Raw genomic sequence first — 16,174 nt, 5'->3', positions numbered from 1 at the left:
CATGCTGCTGCAACGCATCAGGAACCGGGGCATCCAGCTCGGCACCCTCTTCGAGCGGGCCGCCCGGCGACACCCCACCAATGTGGTCACCCTGGACCACGATCTGCAGATCGCCCCCGATCTGGGGCGGCGGCTGACGGTCGGTGAGGTAGCCGACCTGATCGACGACTACGCCGCCCGGCTGTGGGCCGCCGGGGTACGCCCGGCCGACCGGGTGGTCGTGCACAAGACGAACGGGTTCGACATCACCCTGCTGGCCTTCGCGGTCTCCCGGATCGGCGGGGTGCCGGTGCTGCTCTCCCCCAGCCTGGACGGGGACACCGTGGCGGAACTGGTACGCCGGGCCGACCGGCCCTTCCTCGTCACCGACGAGGCCAAGCTGGCCGGTCTGCCGGAGGTGATCTTCGACCGGGCCGCGGGCATCCTGCTGACCGCCGGAAGTCACCCCGGGGCGAAGTCGTTCGGTGAATTCGCCGGGGCACCCCGGGTGCCCGTGGTCACCGTGCCCGCGGACCGTCCGGCGTTGATCACACACACCTCCGGCACCACCGGGATCCCCAAGCTGGCCGTGCACACCGGGGTCACCCTCCAGGCCCGGTACCGGCCGCAGATCTCGGTGGTCACCGCGCTGTTGCGACGCCGGGAGACCGTGGCCATCCATGTCTCCTTCGTGCACTCCCGGCTGATGACCGCGCTGGCCATGTCCCTGCTGCGGGGCTGTCCCATCGTGGTGCTGGTGGACTCCGACCCGGATCGGGTGGCGGACCTGTTCAGTCGGCTGCGCCCCGGGGTGCTGGAGGCCCACCCCAACTCGCTGATGGAGTGGGAGGGGCTGGCGGACGACCCACGAGGGCCGCTGGCCGGGGTGAAGCTGTTCAGCTCCACCTTCGACGCCATCCACCCCAGGACCATCCGGCGGCTGCTGGACGCCTCCCGTCGACGCAACCCGGTCTTCGGGCAGTTGTACGGCCAGAGCGAGGTCGGTCCGGTGATCGGCCGCACCTACACCCGGGGGCGGGGGGAGGACGCCGACGGGCGGTGCGTGGGGATGCCCTTCCCGGGCATGACCGGGGTACGGGTGGTCAGCCGGGACGGCAAGCCGCCCTCGGCCGAGAACCCCGGCTTCATCGAGGTACGCAGCGGGGGCCGGATCGTCACCTACCTGGGCGAGCAGCAGCGCTACGACGCCCAGCTCTCCGCCGGTGGCTGGTGGCGGATGGGGGATGTCGGCTATCGCACCCGCTGGGGGTGTGTGCACCTGCTGGACCGCGAGGTCGACCTGATCGAGGGCTTCGGCTCCACCCTGGCCGCCGAGGACACCCTGTTCAGCCGGATCCCGGAACTGGCCGAGGTGGTCATCGTGCCGGGGGCCGACGGCGGCGCGGTGCCGGTGGTGTGCACCCGGGACGACCGCCCGTTGGACCCGGTGGCCTGGCGGGCCGCGGTAGCCGGTCTGCCGGCGATGGGCGAGCCGATCCAGTGGCGCATCGGGGACCTGCCGCACACCGCCACCACGAAGATCAAGAGGCTGGAGCTGGCGCGGCTGTTGGCCGGGGACGGGAGGGCCTGATGTCCCGGGTGATCATCGCCGGTGGCGGCATCGGCGGACTCGCCACCGCCCTGGCCCTGGCCCGCACCGGCCACCAGGTCACCGTCCTGGAGAAGGCGGCACGGTTCGCCGAGATCGGCGCCGGCATCCAGTTGGCCCCCAATGGCCTGCACGCGCTGGATCAGCTGGGGGTCGGGGCCACCGTGCGGGCCGGGGCGGTACGCATGGACGAGTTGCGGTTCATGGACGGGGTCACCGGGGAACATGTGACCAGCCTGGAACTCACGGAGACCTATCGGCGTCGCTTCGGGCGCCCGTACGTCGTGGTGCACCGGGCCGAGCTGCACACCGCCCTGCTGGACGCCTGCCGCGACACGGCCGCGATCGAACTGCGCAGCGACGCCCCGGTCCTCGGGTACGGCCAGGAGGACCTCTCCGCCTGGGTGACCCTGGCGGACGGGGAACGGGTCGAGGGCGAGGTCGTCATCGGCGCGGACGGCCTGCACTCCGCGATCCGGCAGCAGATGGTCGGCGACGGTGATCCGATCGTCTCCGGCATCACGGTCTACCGGGCGGTCGTCGAGATGGACCGGGTGCCGGCGGACCTGCGGTACGACCGGTCCGTGGTCTGGTGGGCCGGGCCGGGATGCCACTTCGTGCACTACCCGATCGCCGGGGGCCGGTACCTGAACCTGGCCGCCAGCAGCGTCGACGGCAGCACCACCGCGGTGGCCGGCAGACCGGTCAGCCGGGAGCGGGCCCGGGCCGAGTTCCCCGCCCTGGGCGGGACGGCCCAGCGGCTGCTGGCCCTCGGCGAGGAGTGGAAGACCTGGACCCTGGTCGACCGGGAACCGGTGGACACCTGGACCGAGGGCCGGGTGGCCCTGCTCGGGGATGCTGCTCATCCGATGCTGCACTACGCCGCTCAGGGTGCCTGCCAGGCCCTGGAGGACGCGGTGGTGCTGGCCCGGCACCTGACCCCGGGGGCATCGCCCGAGGCCGGACTGCGGGGGTACGCGGCGGAGCGGGCCGGTCGGACCGCGGCGGTGCAGCGGGCGGCCCGGAACAGTGTCGTGCTGTGGCACCCGGCCGGAGCTGCGGCCCGCCGCCGCAACGAGCGGCTGCGCGGTCTCTCCCAGCAGGACCTGCGCGAGCACCTGGCCTGGATGCACGGCACCCGGGTAGCCGGGGCCCCCGTCCGCCCGACCGTGCAGGGAGTGGCGGCATGACCGAGATCTGCATCATCGGGGCCGGGCCTCGCGGACTGTCCGTGCTGGAACGACTCTGTGCCAACGAACGCGCCCGACCCTCGCACGAGGAGGTCGTGGTGCATGTCGTCGACCCGGCCGGGGCGGGCGCCGGGGCGGTGTGGCGCTGTGACCAGTCCCGCCACCTGATGACGAACACCGTGGCCGCTCAGATCACGGTCTGGTCGGACGACAGCTCACGCATCGAGGGCCCGATCGAGCCCGGCCCCAGCCTGTACGAGTGGGCGCTGGACCAGCCCGACGAGGAGGCGCGTGCCCTCGGCCCGAACTCGTACCCCTCCCGGGCCTTCTACGGCCGCTACCTCCAGGCCGCCTTCAGTCGGGTGGTGGAGCAGGCTCCCCGTCATGTGACCGTCCGCTGCCACCGGTCCCGGGCCATCGCCCTGGCCGACACCGACGGGGTGACCGGCGGCCCGCAAGGGGTACGGCTGGCCGACGGGACCCGGCTGCACGACCTGGACGCGGTGGTCCTGGCCCTCGGTCACCAGCAGGTCCGGCCCACCGCCCGGGAGGCCCGTACGGCCAGCCTGTCCCGCATCCACCACCTGCGGTACCTGACCCCGGCCAACCCGGCCGACCTGGATCTGGACGAGATCGGGCCGGGGGAGCCGGTACTGCTGCGTGGGCTGGGGCTGAACTTCTTCGACCACATGGCCCTGCTGACGGTCGGCCGAGGTGGCTCCTTCGTCACCAGGCCGGACGGGTGGCTGACCTACCGGCCCTCCGGCCGGGAACCCCGGCTGTACGCCAGCTCCCGGCGGGGGGTGCCCTACCAGTCCCGGGGCGAGAACCAGAAGGGCGCGGCCGGCCGACACCTGCCGCTGCTGCTGACCGCCGAGTACGTGGCGGACCTGCCCCGGCCGATCAACTTCACCCGGGACCTGTGGCCGGTGATCGCCCGGGAGGTGGAGAACGTCTACTACACGACCCTGCTCGGGCTGGGGCCGGAGGCGATGGCCTTCCAGGCCGACTTCCTGGCCGTCCCGATCGGCGGGGACACCACCGAGGTGCTGGAGGCGTACGGCATCGCGCCGCGGCGCAGGTTCAGTTGGGAGCGGCTGGCCCGCCCGTACGGCGACAGCACCTTCGTCGACCGGACGGACTTCCAGGGCTGGCTGCTGGAGCACCTGCGCGCCGATGTGCGGGCGGCCCGGGCCGGCAATGTCGAGGGACCCCTGAAGGCGGCCCTGGACGTGCTGCGGGATCTGCGCAACGAGATCCGGCTGGCGGTCGACCACGGCGGTCTCAGCGGTGAGTCGCACCGGGACGACCTGGAGGGGTGGTACACCCCCCTGAACGGGTACCTCTCCATCGGACCCCCCGCCGTCCGGGTCGAGCAGATGATCGCCCTGATCGAGGCCGGGGTGCTCACCCTGACCGGTCCGGGCACCTGGATCCGGCTGGACACCACGGAGCCGGCCTTCGTCAGCGGGTCCAGCGCGGTGCCCGGTGAGCCGATCCGGTCCCGGGTGCTGATCGAGGCCCGGTTGCCGGAACCCGACCTGCGCCGTACGGAGGATCCCCTGCTGCGGCATCTGCTGGACACCGATCAGGCGGTCCCGTACCGGATCGGCAGCTACGAGACCGGCGGGCTGGCCGTCACGGAGCGCCCCTACCGGCTGCTGGACGGCTGCGGGCGCCCTCATCCCCGGCGGTTCGCCTACGGGGTACCCACCGAGTCGGTGCACTGGGTGACCGCGGCCGGCATCCGGCCCGGGGTCGACTCGGTGACCCTGGCCGATTCGGACGCCATCGCCCGTGAGGTGCTGGGGCTGCCCGAGGTGGCCCGGGTGCCCCGCGAGGTACGCCGGGCCTTCGCGGAGGCGCCGGACGAGGACCCGATAGGGGTGATCGTGTGACGGAGTCCACCGGACTGCTGTCTCCGGTACGGGCCGGGACACCGGTCGAGGCGGCCGTCGATGATTTCGCCTGGGTCCAGGCCATGCTCGACGCGGAGTCGGCACTGGCCCGGGCCCAGGCCCGGCTGGGCACCCTGCCGCCGGAGGCCGCCGAGGTGATCACCCGGTGCGCCCGGGTGGAGGCCTTCGACGTACGCGCCATCGCCCTGGCCTCCCGGGAGACCGCCAATCCGGTCGTCGCCCTGGTCCAGGCGCTGACCGCCGGGGTGGCCGCCAAGGACCGGGCCGCGGCCGAGTACGTGCACCGCGGCTCCACCAGCCAGGACATCTTCGACACCGGGGCGATGCTGGTGGCTCGGCGGGCGATCGCCCTGATCCGCGCCGACCTGACCGCGGTGGCCACCTCGCTGGGCGTACTGGCCGGCCGACACCGGGACACCGTGATGGCCGGGCGGACCCTGGCCCTGCACGCGGTGCCGACCACCTTCGGGCTCAAGGCGGCCGGGTGGCGTCGGCTGGTGCTGGACGCCCGGGACCGGCTGGACGCCCTGGTGCTGCCGGTGGCCCTGGGCGGCGCCGCCGGCACCCTGGCCGGATACCAGGAGTACGCCAATGTGGACGGTCACCATGGCGAGGGATACCCCGCCAGGTTGACGGCCGCCTACGCCGAGGAGACCGGGCTGGCCGCGGTGGTGCTGCCCTGGCACGCCCTGCGTACCCCGATGGCGGACCTGGCCGCCGCCCTGGCCCACACCGCCGGGGCCCTGGGGAAGTTCGCCGCGGACGTGCTGGTGCTGGTGCGTACCGAGATCGGTGAGGTGGCCGAGCCGACCGTGGCCGGGCGGGGCAGTTCCTCGGCCATGCCGCACAAGAGCAACCCGGTGCTGTCCACCCTGATCCGCAGCGCTGCCCTGCAAGCCCCCTGCTACGCGGCGGCCCTGACCCAGTGCCTGGTCGCCGAGGACGAGCGGTCCGCCGGGGTCTGGCACGCCGAGTGGCTGCCCCTGCGGGAGCTGCTGCGCCTGGTCGGCGGCGCCGCGCACACCGCGGAACAGCTGGCCGCCGGGCTGACGGTACGGCCGGAGCGGATGCGGGCCAATCTGGCCCTGACGGGCAACCGGGTGGCCACCGAGCGGGTGGCCGCCGTACTGACGCCGCACCTGGGCCGGGCCCCCGCCCGGGCCCTGCTCACCGAGGCCAGCCGGGTGGCCGAGCAGACCGGGCAGCCCCTGCACCAGGTGCTGGGGGCCGATTCCCGGGTCGCGGGGCACCTCAGCGAGCAGGAGCTGACCCGGCTGCTGGACCCGGCCGGGTACGTCGGGGCGGCCGGTGACCTGGTCGACCGGGAGCTGCGGGACTGAACCGCGTAGGCAACGCAGAAGGGGAGGGCCACCCGACCGGGTGGCCCTCCCCTTCGCTGTGGTTCAGATCGTCGCCAGGGCCGGCCGGGCCTCCCGCTCCGCGGCCAGGTAGGCGGCCATCCGGGCGATGGTCGGCTCGTGGAACAGGTCCCCGACCTCCACCTCCAGCTGGTACCGGTCGGCCACCTGGCCGGTCACCCGGGCCGCCCGCAGCGAGTCCCCGCCCAGGTCGAAGAAGTTGTCCAGCACCCCCAGCCCCTCGACCTCCAGGGCGGCGGTCCACAGCTCGTGCAGCTCCCGCTCCAGGTCCGTGGTGGGGGCCTGGTAGGGGCTGTCCACGTCCGGCCGGGACCGCGGCGGCTCCGGCAGCGCGCCCCGGTCGATCTTGCCGTTGGTGTTCAGCGGGATCTCGCCGACCACGAAGGAGGAGGGCACCATGAAGGCCGGCAGGCGCTTGCGCAGGGCCCGGCGGATGTCCCGGACCGCCGGGGTGGCCCCCGCCTCCGGCTCGATGTACGCGGTGAGCTGGGTGTCCCCCTGACCGTCCGCGCGGGCCAGCACGGCCGTACGCCGTACCCCCGGCTGGGCGCCGAGGACGATCTCGATCTCGGCCAGGTGGACGGTGTTGCCGCGTACCTTGATCTGGCCGTCTCGGCGGCCGACGATCTCGATGCTGCCGTCCGCCCAGTAGCGGGCCATGTCGCCCGTGCGGTACAGGATGGGGGAGCGTTCCGGGTCGATCGGGTTGCTGATCCACTTCTGGGCGGTCAGCTCCGGACGGTTGACGTACCCGGCGGAGAGACTGTCCCCGGTCACGCACAACTCCCCGACCACCCCCGGGGGCACCGGACGGAACCACTCATCCAGCACGTAGGTCCGCACGTTGTCGATCGGTCGGCCGATCGGCGGCAGGGCCCGGGCCCTGCCCGCCTCGCCCAGGGACTGGCCCAGGGCGGTGATGTCGCAGGCGGAGACCGTGGTCGCCTCGGAGGAGCCGTACAGGTTGATCAGGCGGAAGGGCAGGCCGGCCGGGGGCCAGGCCTGGATCCGCTCGCCGCAGACCCGGATGTCGCGCAGCCTGGTGTCGGCCGGCCACTCCAGCAGCCACAGCCGCTCGGCCATCGGCTTCATCAGCAGGGTGGTGGTGATGCCGTACCGGAGGATCCACTCCTGGAGACGCTCCGGGGAGGCGACCACGCTGGCCTCCGGGATGTGCACGGTGGCACCGGCCGCGAGCACCGGGAAGCACTCGACCTGGATCATCCCGTACCCGGGTGCGGCCAGCCAGGTGCCCTGGGAGGCCGCGGTCATCCCGCACAGCTCACGCATGGCGTGGATCAGGTTGCGGGCGGGACCGAACCGGGCCTGCACGGCCTTGGGTGTCCCGGTGGAGCCGGAGGTGTATCCGATGTGGATGAAGTCGTCCGCGGTGACCGGCTCGTGCACCTCCGTGGTCGGCTCGGCGGCCCAGTCGGTGGCCCACAGGTCGATGACCGGGCAGTCGGCCCCCTCGACCAGGGCGGTGTGCTCCGTGCTGGTCAGCACGGCGACGGCGGAGGAGTCCTCGAGCATGAACCGCAGCCGGTCGGCCGGGAAGCCGGGATCCATCAGGATCGCCGCCGCGGTCAGCTTGAAGCAGGCCAGTTGGGCGATCAGGGCGTCCGCGCCGCGCGGGAAGCAGACCCCCACCCGGTCGCCACGGCGTACCCCGGCCGCCCGGAGCCGGTGGGCGAACTGGTTGGCCCGGCTGTCCAACTCCCGGTAGGTGACCTGCTCGTCGGGGAGGGCCACCGCGACGGCCTCCGGGGTGGTGCGGGCGTACTCGGCGACCAGCTCGTGGATGAACGGCGCGGGGATGGCGGCGTCGGTGTCGTTCCACTCGACCAGGGCGCGCCGGGTCTCCGTTTCGGTCAGCAGAGCCACCTCGGCGACCGAGACCTCCGGCCCGGCGGCCAGGATCCGCTCCAGGTGCCGGGCGTACTGGGCCACGGCCGCCTCGTCGAAGATGTCGGCCGGCATCAGCAACTCCAGGCCGGCCTCGCCGACCACCACGGTCGGCACCTCGGCCGCCCGGGCCGGCAGCCCGTCGCTGACCACGACCCCCTGGGGGGTCACCTCCTCGCCGAGCTGCACCGCCGGCTCGGTCAGGGTGCCGAGGGCGGCCGTGTCCGGGAAGGACATGAGCAGTGTGGTGTGGACCCCGGGGGCACGCCGCCCGATGCGGATCTCGTCCTCTCCGGTGTAGCGGCGCAGCAGGGCGGCCAGGGCGGCGACCGCCCGGGTCGGATCGGGGGTGCCGGTGAGGGGCACCCGGTGGGCCGGCGCGGGCGCCGCCCCCTGGCCGGAGCCGGCCAGGGGAAGCGACGAGGTGGATGTCGTGGACATGGGCGGATTCCTCTCTCCGAAGCGGCTTCAGCCGGCCATCGCCAGGCCGTAGGCGGACCGGCGGGTGCTCACCGCGTCGGCGAGCAGGTCGATCAGGTGTTCGGTGCGCTCCCAGCCCACGCAGCTGTCGGTGACGCTCTGCCCGTAGATGAGCCGGTGCGACTGTCCCGGCACCAGGTTCTGCCGGCCCTCGGTGAGGAAGCTTTCGATCATCACCCCGGCGATGCCCCGCTCGCCGTCGGCGATCCGCAACGCCAGGTCCTCGACCACCTTGGGCTGCCGGACGTGGTCCTTGCCGCAGTTGCCGTGGCTGGCGTCGATGAACAGACCCCTGGACAGGTCGGCGGCGCGGAGCCGGTCCAGGGTCTGGGAGACGTGTTGCGGGCTGAAGTTCGGGCCGTCGGCGCCGCCCCGCAGGACGACATGGCAGTCCGGGTTGCCGCTGGTACGCATGACCGCCCCGTGCCCGTCGTCGGTGAGACCCGGGTACACGTGTCCGCGTCCGGCCGTGACGATCGCGTCGATGGAGTCCTCGACGTTGCCGCAGGTGGAGTTCTTGAACCCGACCGGCATCGGCAGACCGCTGGTGAGCTGCCGGTGCGGTTGACTCTGCACCGTGCGGGCCCCGATCGAGCCCCAGGAGACCAGGTCGGACAGGTAGCGGCCGACGGTCGGGTCGAGGAACTCGCAGCCCACCGGCAGGCCCACCCCCAACACGTCGACCATGGTGCGGCGGGCCACCCGCAGCCCGGTGGCCAGGTCGTCCGAGTCGTCCAGCAGGGGGTCGCTGACCAGGCCCTTCCAGCCGAGCCGGGTGCGGGGCTTCTCCACGTACACCCGCATCACGATCTGGAGGGAGCCGGAGACCCGTTCGGCCACCGCGGCGAGTTTCTCCGCGTAGGTCAGGGCCGCGCGTGGGTCGTGGATGGAGCAGGGGCCGGCGACCACCACCAGGCGGTCGTCGTCGCCGTGCAGGATGCGGCCGATGGAGTGTCGGGCGTGTTCGACCCGATCGGCCAGCAGGGCCGGGAGGGGGATGTCGGCTCGGAGGCCGGCCGGGGACATCAGCGGTTCGGTGGCGCTGATCCGTGAGGTGGTGCTCTGGGCGGTGTGCATCGCGCTGGTCCTTCCGTCAGTCGTCGCCCGCGGTGAGCACCGCGGCGGAGAAGGTGAAACCCATGCCGGTGCCGATCAGAAGGATCCGAGACCCCGGTTCGAGCAGGTCCGATCCGGCCAGGTGGTGCAGTCCGAGGATCTGGTCCGCGGCGCCGAGGTGCCCGATCGTCAGACCGAACTCGAGCAGGGTGTTGCGGGGGGTGAAGTCGAGAGGGCGGACGAAGCTGTTGTGGTAGAGGGTGCGGCCGACGAAGGGGGTGACCATCCAGTCCACCTGGTCCGGACTGACCTGGGCCTCGTCGAGGGCACGGCTGACGACGCTGCGCACCCGCTGGGTGGTACGGGTCTGGATGTCGCGCAGTGACACCTCGCCCTGGGCCAGGAACTCCCGGGTACGTCGACGCGAGTCGGCCGGCTCCGGGCTGGGCGACAGCCGGAAGGGCTCGTCGCCCCGGGCCAGCCCGCCGAGGACGGTGTCGGCCTCGGCGACACAGGACAGCAGTCGGAACCGGCCGGCGCCCCGGGTGAGCACCGCAGCGGCCGCCCCGTCACCGAAGACCATGCCGGGGGAGGTGTGGAAGCGGTCCCCGGGTGGGCCGAAGCGGTCGGCGACGGTGATCAGGGCCGAGGGCAGGGCCGGGTTGGCGGTCAGCGCGTTCGCCGCCACCTCCAGGCTGGCTATCGATCCGTTGGACCAGGCGGCCACCGTGATCGGCATGGTGTCGAGCTGGGTGCCGATCAGCTCCCCGGCGATCCAGCAGGCGGCGGACCACTGGTCGATGCCCTGGAAGCCGGCGTGGCTGTGCAGGTGCAGGCTGGTCGGGCCGATCTCCACGGCGTGTTCGGCGGCGGCCTTGATCGCCTGGCGACCGCTGGACACCGCCATCTCCGGCGGGGCCTGGGTGGACTGGGAGTAACTGATCATCCCGGTGCTGGCGGCGGCCTCCGCGGAGTACGCTCCGGCCGCCACCGCCCCGGAGACCGGCACCGGGTCACCCAGGGTGGCACCGGTACCGGCCACCCAGATGTCATCGAATCGCATGGCCGGAAACCTCCTCGGGAAGGTCGGACAGGATGCGTCCGCCCCGGGTAACCCGGGCCGTCGCACCGACCCCCTCCAGCACCGCCAGGGCGGTACGGGTGAGGACCCGGCCGGCGGCCGACTCCACCGCCCCGGCGAAGTGCGGGACGCTGGTCCGGAACCGGACGGTGTACTCGACCTCGCAGCCGTCCGGTCCGTCCGTGGCCGACCAGTGGCCGGCGTACTCCTGGAAGTCACCGTCGGTCTGCTCGAACTCGATCCGGTCGGCGAGGACCCGCCTTCGTTGGGTCCAGCGGGCCACCCCGCCCCGGAAGGCGAGGACCCAGTCGCTGTGGTCGCCGTCGCGGTGCACGGCCACCAGATCCGGGGCGTACGCCGGGAAGGTCTCGTCGTCGGCCAGCCGGCGGATGAGGTCGGCGGCGGTGCCCCCGGTCACCGCCTTGAGAGTGCGCGTGGTCATGTCGGTTCCTCCGTTCGCTACAGGCGGCCGATGCTGACGGCCTGGAGGTGGGTGGTGCGCAACATCGGATGGCTCGCCTCGCCGAAGACGCCCCCGGTCAGTCCGGTGCCGCCCTGGTTGGGCAGGAAGGGCAGGAAGTTGCCGTGCGAGTCGTTGATCTTCAGGTTGCCGCCGTTGGTGATCGAGTCCAGGAATCGGGTGATGGTGGCCTGGCTGCGGGACCAGAGGGAGTTGCGCAGCCCGTACGCGTTGTCCTCGACGAAGGCGAGCACCTGGTCGAACAGTTCCTCGTCGGTGCTGCCGCTCTCCGGCACGATCACCGGCAACAGGGGGAAGAAGGTCTCGTCGCGGACCACGGACAGGTCCCGGGCGCCGGTCAGGCCGTCGATCCGCACCAGGGTCGGCTCGATGAAGAAGCCGGTGTCCGAGACGCTGCCGTCGGTCTCCAACCGCCGCCCGCCGTGCACCAGCTTGGCCCCCTTGGCCAGGGCCTCACCCAGGCAGCCGTAGAACCAGTCGGCCCCGAGTACGGGGGTGAGCACCACCCCGCGCTCCTCCGGGTAGCCCGGCCGGATCTCCTTGAGCACCGAGACCAGCTTCTCGATCACCTCGTCGGCGATGGCGGGGTGCAGGACCACCTGGTTGGGCACGTTGCAGATCTGCCCGGAGTTCATGAAGAACTGGGCCAGGGAGTCCACCGCGGCGTCCAGGTCGGCGTCGTGCCAGACCACACAGCAGTCGTTGCCGGCCAGCTCCAGGATCGGCTTCTTGCCGGCCGCCACGCAGTCCCGTTCGAACTGGATGCCCTTGGTGCTGCCGCCGAAGTAGATGATGTCGTCGACCAGCGGGCTGGCCACCCAGCTGTCCAGCAGCGGCGGCGCGCACAGGGCGTTCAGGGTGCCCGGCGGGGCGCCGGCCTCCTCCAGCACCGGTGCCACGATCTCCCGCAGCAGGTACATGCAGCTGAGTCCCACCCCGCGCGGGGCCCGGACGACCAGGGTGTTGCCGGCGAGCATGGCGGTCAGCCCGTTCAGGGTGTTGACCGTGGCGGCGTTCTGCGGTGGGTTCAGGCAGACCACCCCGTCGGGGACCCGGCGCAGCAGCATCTCCCGCTGGTCGTCGCCGCGGGTCACGGCCATCTGCTCGGCACACCAGTCCAGGGTCTGGGCGCTCCAGGTGGTGTGCGGGACCCCGAAGACCATGCCCTCGGACATGTCCCGGGGCTGACCCTCGGCCACCAGCAGCTCGACCAGGGTCTCGCCGTGTTCGGCCAGCCGCTCGATGATCCGGCGGCCGATCCGCATCCGTTCCTCCAGGGGCACCCGGCGCCAGGCCGGAGCCGCCGCGGCGGCGGCCTCCAGGGCCTGTTGGGCCAGGTCCTCGCCGGCCACCAGACAGGCCCCGGCGATCACCTCGCCGTCGGGGACGGACACCCCGGGCCGGCCCTCGTCCAGGTCGCGCTTGAGTCGCAGGGCGGCGAACGTGTCGTCGAGCAGCGCCCGCGCGGAGATGGTGTGCACGTACCGGGGGTTGTCTCCGTAGACGTCCCGGCCGCCGATGTAGGCGGGGTAGGTCCTGGTCACGTCGATCCCTTCCGCGCTTCGATGTCGTTACCATGAAAAACGTAATGCTGGTAACAGGAGGGGGACAATGAGCCCGCGATAAGGGCTGCTACTCGGGTGCTCGATTCGAATCCGGCCGGGGTCCGCCGGGTTCTGGGACACGCCGGAGTCCACCTTGGCGGGTGCTTCCCGGGATGGCGGGCGGTCAGCCGCTATCCTCCCGCAAGGTGCTATTCGGCTATCGCCTGCGAAAGGGGTACTAAATGGGAAATGTCGCAGCCCTGCGCGGACTCAGTACGGTCACCTACTGGGCGGACGACGTACCGGCCGCCCGGGCCTGGTACTCCGAGCTGCTCGGCGGCGAGCCGTATTTCGAGCGCGGGGGCGCGTACCTCGAATGGCGCATCGGCGACTACGAGCACGAACTCGGGATCATCGACCGGGCCTGGGCCCCGCCCGGCGCGGCGGCCGTCCCGGGCGGGGCGGTGGTGTACTGGCACGTGGACGACATCGAGGCCATGTTCGACCGGCTCCTGGCCATGGGGGCGGTCGAGTACGAGCCCATCACCAAGCGGGAGGCCGGATTCGTCACGGCCGCCGTCACCGACCCCTTCGGCAACGTGCTCGGCATCATGTTCAGCCCGCACTACCTGGACCGGCTGGAGTCCCTCACGAACTCGCTGCCAGCGTCGCAATGAACTCGCCGATGCGTCGCTGTCGGGTCTCCGGACGCTTCAGCTTCTGCAAGGTCACGATCATCACGTACCGGCGGCCGGAGCCCAGCTTCTCCCATGCCGCCGTGGCGGCCGGCGAGGCGGCCAGGGCGGCGGCGAACTCCGGGGACACCTCCGCCCGGCTGGGCGAGTCGTAGGCCGCCTCCCACCGGCCGTCCGCCTTGGCCAACTCCACCTGACGCAGCCCGGCCGGACGCATCCGACCCGCCGCGATCAGCTTGGCTACCCGTACCCGGTTCACCTTCGACCAGGTGCTGCGCTTGCGCCGGGGGGTGAACCGTTGGCTCCACCAACCCTCGGGAGCGTTGCCGGACATGGCCTTGCCGTCGATCCAACCGAAGCAGAGGGCCACGTCCAGGGTCTCCGAGCGGGTGATGGAGGGCACCTCCACGCCCTTCTTCGGGAACAGCACCCACACCTCGTCGGCGGTCTCGTGCCACTGCGTCAGCCAGGCCTCGAAACTGGCCACGTCCGGGAACCTCAGCATCCGGTCGGCACCGCCTCCACCAGCGAGAACCGGGCCGGGGCCAGCCCGGTCACCGAGGTCAGCCGGAAACCGGTGGCCTGGCACAGGGCGGCGAAGTCACTGCGGGTGCGCTCCCGGCCGCTGAGCTGCACCAGCATGTTCAGATCACCCAGATGCCCCAGCGGAGACCGCTGGGCGTCGACCAGGTCCGGCAGCACCGCGTCGACGATGAGCAGCCGGCCGTGCGGCGGGATGACCGCCCGGACATGCCGCAGGATGACTGCGGCCCGCTCGTCGTCCCAGTCGTGCAGGATGCTCTTGAGCAGGTAGGCCTCCGCCCCGGCGGGCACCGAGGCGAAGAAGTCCCCGGTGGCCAGGGTGCAGCGCTCGGCCACCCCGGCCCCGGCCAGGGTGGTGTCCGCCTGGGCCAGGCCCTCGGCCGTGTCGTACAGCAGGCCCTGGACCTCCGGGTGGGCGGCGAGCACGGCCGCCAGCAGGGTGCCGTCCCCGCCCCCGACGTCGGCCACCGTACGGAAGCGACCGAAGTCGTACGCCTGCGGCAGCACCTGGGCGGCCAGCCGAGTGCCCTGCCGCATGGCCGCGTTGAACCGGGCGGACAGTTGCGGGTCCCCGGCCAGGTGGCCGAAGAAGGAGGTGCCGAAGGTGGTCGAGAAGACCTCCCCTCCGGTGCGGATGGCCTGGTCCAGGTGGGCCCAGCCGCCCAGCATCGCCGGGTCGGTGGTCATCGCCACGAACTCGGCCATCGAGTCCGGTCGGTCGGTGCGCAGCAGCTCGCCGATGCCGGTGAGGGCGAACCGCCCCGGCTCGGTCTCCCGCAGCACCTCCAGCGCGGCCAGGGCCCGCAGCAGCCGCAGGGTGGCGCCGGGATCGGTGCCGGCCGCAGCCGCCACCTGCGCCGAGTCGGAGCCGTCGGGGCCGATGATGTCGGCCACCCCCAGCGCCGCCGCGGCGGAGATGGTCCGGGTGGCCATGTGGCCACACACCAGTTGGGCGATACGTTCCCGGTCGGCCGCCGTAGCGGGCGGGGCCGGGGCCTGAGAGGTCGTCATGACAGTCACCTTCCGGGTCGGTCAGTTGAACGGCAGGGCCTTGCTCCAGTCCTCGCCCGCCGCCAGCAGACTGCGAGGCTTCACGACGTCCTTCTTCTGGGTGAGCACCTGGAAGGGCAGCAGGGTGCCCGGTTCGAGGGCGGTCACCTCGGCGGGTACCCCCACCTCATCGGCGATCGCCGCCCGTACCCGGGCGACCGCGGCCTCCCGGTGCTCGGCGGGCACCTCGAACTGGACCCGCAGCAGGTCCCGATCGGCGCGGGCCCGCCAGAACAGCACCTCGTGCTCGATCGGCAGGCTGAAGATGATCTCTTCGAGTTGCTGCTGGGTCACCGTGCCGTCGGCCACCGGGTGGCCGTACACCGACCGGCCCATGACCCGGATGGAGGGCAGCCGCCAGTCGCACGGACAGTCCTCGTAGGACACCTCGACGTCGTCCTCCAGGTTGTACCGCAGCAGGGGCATGGCCTCCCGGTACAACGGGGTGACCACCAGTTGACCCCGGCCCTCGGGGCTGATCCGGCCGGTCTGCGGGTCGTACACCTCGAAGACCATCCGGTCGGCCCACAGGTGCATCCGGCCGTGCCGGCACTCCCCGGCCAGGCTGCCGGTCTCGGTCGAGCCGTACTCCTCGACGATCGGCACCCCCCAGATCTCGCTGATCCGGCGACGCCGGGCCCCGGTCAGGGGTTCCCCGCCGACGAACAGGGCGCGCAGGGCGGGGAAGTCCCGCGCCGGATCCAGCCCGGCCGCCCGGGCGGTGGCCGCCCAGACCAGGGGCTCGGTCGGGATCGACCAGGTCAGGGACACCTCCAGGTCGTGCAGGGCCTGCACCACCCGGGCGTACGGCATGGCCAGGGAGCGGTAGTCGCCGGGGACCACGGTGGCGCCGTGCAGCCGGGCCCCGGCCTGGGCCAGATGACCGGTGATCATCAGGGCGTACGGGGTGCGGACGAAGAAGGTGTCCTCCGGGGTTATCCCCACCCACTTGCGGGCGTACCGCTCGGCCAGGTCGATCCAGTCCTCCGCGGTGTAGTAGGAGGGGGTGGACTGGCCGGCGGTGCCGCTGGACTCGTGATAGGTGGCCAGGTCCCGGCGCGGCACCGCGAGCATCCCGAAGGGGTACTGGTCCCGGAGGTTCTGCTTGGTGGTCAGGGGTTGTTCGGTGAGCTCGGTGAGGTCGCGCCCGGCGTAGAAGGGGGCCCGGGAGGCCCACTCCATGACCTTGGGGATCTGCTTGGCCTGAAGGTCGCGCAGTTCGTCCAGGTCGGCCCAGTCACCGAGGCGGGGCAATGCCTGCAT

The 16,174-nt window shown here is 72.3% G+C and carries 13 protein-coding genes; 5 read left to right on the top strand and 8 right to left on the bottom strand.

Annotated features, from left to right (window positions below):
* Position 1: 1 nt before the first annotated feature.
* From OIE53_RS19320 to OIE53_RS19305, 4 genes are read left to right on the top strand one after another with little or no spacing between them, the layout of a single operon-like run.
* Positions 2–1,570 carry a class I adenylate-forming enzyme family protein gene (locus tag OIE53_RS19320; RefSeq protein ID WP_327022937.1) on the top strand — a complete coding sequence of 523 codons (1,569 nt, stop codon included), beginning with the start codon at positions 2–4 and terminating at the stop codon, positions 1,568–1,570.
* Positions 1,570–2,778 carry an FAD-dependent monooxygenase gene (locus OIE53_RS19315; protein ID WP_327022936.1) on the top strand — a complete coding sequence of 403 codons (1,209 nt, stop codon included), beginning with the start codon at positions 1,570–1,572 and terminating at the stop codon, positions 2,776–2,778. Before OIE53_RS19320 ends, OIE53_RS19315 begins: the two co-directional genes overlap by 1 nt.
* Positions 2,775–4,676, top strand: a complete 1,902-nt coding sequence (locus tag OIE53_RS19310; RefSeq protein ID WP_327022935.1) for an FAD/NAD(P)-binding protein — start codon at positions 2,775–2,777, stop codon at positions 4,674–4,676. Before OIE53_RS19315 ends, OIE53_RS19310 begins: the two co-directional genes overlap by 4 nt.
* Positions 4,673–6,037: a class-II fumarase/aspartase family protein gene (locus OIE53_RS19305; RefSeq protein WP_327022934.1), complete on the top strand. Its 1,365-nt coding sequence runs from the start codon at positions 4,673–4,675 to the stop codon at positions 6,035–6,037. The genes OIE53_RS19310 and OIE53_RS19305 overlap by 4 nt, the downstream gene beginning before the upstream one ends.
* 63 nt (positions 6,038–6,100) lie before the next feature.
* On the opposite strand, the gene OIE53_RS19300 is transcribed toward OIE53_RS19305, so the two are convergent.
* Genes OIE53_RS19300 through OIE53_RS19280 form a run of 5 tightly spaced genes read right to left on the bottom strand, consistent with a single transcriptional unit; the run spans position 6,101 to position 12,623 of the window.
* Positions 6,101–8,422, bottom strand: coding sequence for a non-ribosomal peptide synthetase (locus OIE53_RS19300; RefSeq protein WP_327022933.1), 2,322 nt, complete (start codon positions 8,420–8,422; stop codon positions 6,101–6,103).
* Between the two features lie 27 nt (positions 8,423–8,449).
* Positions 8,450–9,538, bottom strand: a complete 1,089-nt coding sequence (locus OIE53_RS19295) for a 3-deoxy-7-phosphoheptulonate synthase (protein ID WP_327022932.1) — start codon at positions 9,536–9,538, stop codon at positions 8,450–8,452.
* A gap of 16 nt (positions 9,539–9,554) precedes the next feature.
* Positions 9,555–10,580: a ketoacyl-ACP synthase III family protein gene (locus OIE53_RS19290; RefSeq protein WP_327022931.1), complete on the bottom strand. Its 1,026-nt coding sequence runs from the start codon at positions 10,578–10,580 to the stop codon at positions 9,555–9,557.
* Positions 10,567–11,040: a type II toxin-antitoxin system RatA family toxin gene (locus OIE53_RS19285; RefSeq protein WP_327022930.1), complete on the bottom strand. Its 474-nt coding sequence runs from the start codon at positions 11,038–11,040 to the stop codon at positions 10,567–10,569. Before OIE53_RS19285 ends, OIE53_RS19290 begins: the two co-directional genes overlap by 14 nt.
* A gap of 17 nt (positions 11,041–11,057) precedes the next feature.
* Positions 11,058–12,623 (bottom strand): aldehyde dehydrogenase family protein, encoded by a 1,566-nt coding sequence (locus OIE53_RS19280; RefSeq protein WP_327022929.1) that lies wholly within the window; start codon positions 12,621–12,623, stop codon positions 11,058–11,060.
* Positions 12,624–12,865: 242 nt separating this feature from the next.
* Between OIE53_RS19280 and OIE53_RS19275 the strand changes: the two genes are divergently transcribed.
* Positions 12,866–13,300 (top strand): VOC family protein, encoded by a 435-nt coding sequence (locus tag OIE53_RS19275; protein WP_327022928.1) that lies wholly within the window; start codon positions 12,866–12,868, stop codon positions 13,298–13,300.
* Here the strand turns inward: OIE53_RS19275 and OIE53_RS19270 are convergent.
* Genes OIE53_RS19270 through OIE53_RS19260 form a run of 3 tightly spaced genes read right to left on the bottom strand, consistent with a single transcriptional unit; the run spans position 13,272 to position 16,174 of the window.
* Positions 13,272–13,823: a YdeI/OmpD-associated family protein gene (locus tag OIE53_RS19270; RefSeq protein ID WP_327022927.1), complete on the bottom strand. Its 552-nt coding sequence runs from the start codon at positions 13,821–13,823 to the stop codon at positions 13,272–13,274. The genes OIE53_RS19275 and OIE53_RS19270 overlap by 29 nt on opposite strands.
* Positions 13,817–14,872 (bottom strand): methyltransferase, encoded by a 1,056-nt coding sequence (locus OIE53_RS19265; RefSeq protein WP_327022926.1) that lies wholly within the window; start codon positions 14,870–14,872, stop codon positions 13,817–13,819. Before OIE53_RS19265 ends, OIE53_RS19270 begins: the two co-directional genes overlap by 7 nt.
* Before the next feature lie 21 nt (positions 14,873–14,893).
* On the bottom strand, positions 14,894–16,174 hold the full coding sequence (locus OIE53_RS19260; RefSeq protein WP_327022925.1) for a phenylacetate--CoA ligase family protein: 1,281 nt from the start codon (positions 16,172–16,174) through the stop codon (positions 14,894–14,896).

The organism is Micromonospora sp. NBC_01739, from assembly GCF_035920385.1.
Lineage (GTDB): Bacteria > Actinomycetota > Actinomycetes > Mycobacteriales > Micromonosporaceae > Micromonospora.
The sequence above is the reverse complement of the archived record's forward strand: the minus strand, read 5'-3'. Positions and strand labels throughout refer to the sequence as shown.